Raw genomic sequence first — 2,865 nt, forward strand, 5'->3', positions numbered from 1 at the left:
CTGCTGGACGTCGGTCAGACCGTGCGTCTGGGCGAGTCGCGCCATGACTACTTCCCCTGCTCGTTGAGGACCGGGCGGCCGGGCTGCTCGCCGCCCCCGGCAAGCCGGGGCATAGAGCGCGAATTCCGCAAGCGCAATTCGTATTCCGGCGCAAGCGCCGGATAGAATTCCGCAAGCGGAATTCAAAAAGCAGAGCAATTCGCGCAAGCGCGAATTGGAGGTGGCCGCGCAAGCGCGGTCACCGGGCTGGCTACGGGGAACGTGCATCGCGTGCGGCACTGTGTAGGGCTTGGGAATCCCAGCCACCACCCCAGTCCCGGTGGTGACGGGCCATCAGCCTGAACGGGGTGCCGGCCCGCTGCAGTGACGGGCTCCGCTGCGCTCCACCCTGACCCCTCCCACAACTTCGAAACCGCCCGGTCAGGCTAACCAACACTCCGTGAGCATACACGCCAACCCGCAACTGTGGAACGGAATCCGACGATGCAACACCCGAGAAGATGAACAACCTTCGGGTTAATGCATCACTGACGCATGCTGTGTACCGCCGGGGTCCTGGTTGCGCCACCACCGGGTCCTAATCAAAAACTTCCGGCAGAATTCTGAATTGCACGACTGATAATTGGCTCAGCCGCAGAACAGAGCACCGATATGCGAGCGTCGAAATTCGAGGTGCGGAGGTACCGGAGCCGCCCGGCCCCCAGCGTCACGGCCGACACCGCCCGAGACGCAGCAACGCTAATGCCGCCTACGGTCCGCGCAGGGCCACGGAGCCGCACGCGAAGCCGCCTCAGCCACGAGCTCCTGCCCCCGAGGCCACAGGAGCCGTCTAGGGCGCTGCTCGTCGTGGACCCTCCCTCCCTGGGGGGCGAGCGACGGCAACAGGGACGGCCTGGGGCATGGGGGGCGGCCTGCGCAGGGGCAGTGTGCGCACGAGCCGGGTGGCGGCCGCCGGCCGGAGCCCCGAGGTGCCGGCGCACCATCAGGCCCTCATGGTTGGCGCCGTCGGCAGCAGGGCCACCCAGGGAGAGCGACCCGAGACGAGGACCGGGGGCCAAGATCAAGTGAAGCGAGAAGCTCAAATCCCCGAGGGTGCTGGCGAACTACACCCGGGCTTCACCAGCCGGACGTCACCACCCATGAAACACGGTGAACTGAGCTCTTCGAGTATCACGGAATGGCAAAGACTTCACAGGCTGGACAAGCGGCATGGACACCCCGGAGGGGAGGGGCGTCGTCATGGCGTTCACCGACTCCGTCTTGGACGAGGTCAAGGCCTTCTTGGAGATGCCGATCTATCGCCGCTGGTCACCGCGCCGAGTGCCCGTTTTCGCCCGATTCCCTTTGCCGGGGCCGGGGATAGCGCACTGGAGCAAGGCTTGCTATCCGCAAGCCATCTGACCTGCAGATATGTGACAACCCTTGGACATTAGGCGTGCCTCGGGGGGCAGTTCGGGTGTGGTGGAATGCTCCTCGGCAGGAGTCCTCCGGGGCTCTCTTCGCTCAACTCGGGTACGCCGCGTGGACCTTCACGTGGGGCCACACGTGGCCCGCCCGAGGAGTCCCCAGCCGGGGGGCTTCGCGAGTGAAGGGAAGGCGTCCATGGGGCGTCACCGCCGTACGCAGTCGGACCAGACCCGGAAGCGGGCCAAGGCCGCACTGATGGCCGTCAAGGCCGTCGGGGTCTTGGCCTACACCGCCTACTGGTGCTGGATGCTGTGGGTCCTGTCCCAGCAGCAGCCCGCCGGCACCTGGTGTTGAGCCAGGCAACCGACGGACCGACCGCGTGATGAGCGCAGGAACCTGAGCTTTGGCCAGCAGGTGGTTCCTCGCCGATGGGGTGCAGGGTGTACCAGTACACCCTGCACCCTATTCGTGGCCAACCATTGCATGGCCTAGGCCACGGGCGCCACCGCCCTCTGGTCGCCGTCGTCGGCCTCGGCCTAACCGGCCGCCCCCGATACGAGCCGCCCCCGTCATCGTTGACCGGGCATGAGTCGAAAGAAGCGTCCACAGAACCGGATAGCCAAGCGGCTGCGGTGCAGCCGGTGTGGCTGCTTCGCCCCGAGGGACCTCACGTCCAAGGCCGCCGAGAACTGGAGCGGGAAGTGGGTGGAGGGCCGTCTTGCCGTGATCGTCTGTCCTCCGTGCCAGACGCCGTTGGAGAACGCCGAGGCCGCGGCGAACGAAGCCGAGGTGACCGTCCGCAGGGCCGAGGGCGGGACGTTCCTGCCGGACCCGGTGCTGTGCATCACCGGCACCACCCTGGAGAACCCCGGGACCGTCCTGTACGGCCGTGACCACCTTCAGCGCATCCGGACGAGGGGACAGGCCGAGAACCTGGGTCTCGTCTCCGATCTGCCGCTTGACACGCGGTGTGTGCCGATCGTCGGCGGGGTCATGATCTATCCGCCCGGCCGGTAGGCCGCCCGCCCCTCTCCCTGTGCCCCCGTGAGCCGGCCGTCTCGACGAGCATCTGCCCATCGAGACGGCCGTCGGTCTGTGCGGCCCCAGTCGGCACCACGGGGGCGCGGCCGGCGGGGCGGCGTGAGGTCGAGGAGCGAGGGTGGAAGGCCGGTCGGCTGGGGGCGGGGTGGCGGCCCCGGATCGTGCCGGGGGGTGAGGGCTCCGGGGCCGCCGCGACGCTGTGCACGCGTCGTGTCACCTCCCCCAACGGGCCCCGCCCGGGAAGGACACGGGCACACCCCACGGGCCTGCCGACGCGCTCACCTGGGGCGTAGGCTGGAATTGCCACGGACCACCCGGAAAGCTCATGGACCGGGGTAGTTCGGTCGAACGGGTAGCCCGTGGCGTGAGCCTCCGGCGAGGAGGGGCCGAGGCGCGCCCTGGACGCGCGCCTCGGCC

At 68.3% G+C, this 2,865-nt stretch carries 2 protein-coding genes; both read left to right on the forward strand.

The features are described 5' to 3' along the window. Positions 1-1,602 precede the first annotated feature (1,602 nt). Positions 1,603-1,761, forward strand: coding sequence for a hypothetical protein (locus ABZ135_RS38655; protein ID WP_356703087.1), 159 nt, complete (start codon positions 1,603-1,605; stop codon positions 1,759-1,761). 231 nt (positions 1,762-1,992) lie between these two features. Continuing rightward, complete coding sequence (locus ABZ135_RS38660) at positions 1,993-2,424, forward strand: hypothetical protein (protein ID WP_356703089.1); 432 nt, start codon at positions 1,993-1,995, stop codon at positions 2,422-2,424. The last annotated feature ends 441 nt before the right edge of the window (positions 2,425-2,865 follow it).

This window comes from Streptomyces sp. NPDC006339 (assembly GCF_040612775.1).
Classification (GTDB): domain Bacteria; phylum Actinomycetota; class Actinomycetes; order Streptomycetales; family Streptomycetaceae; genus Streptomyces.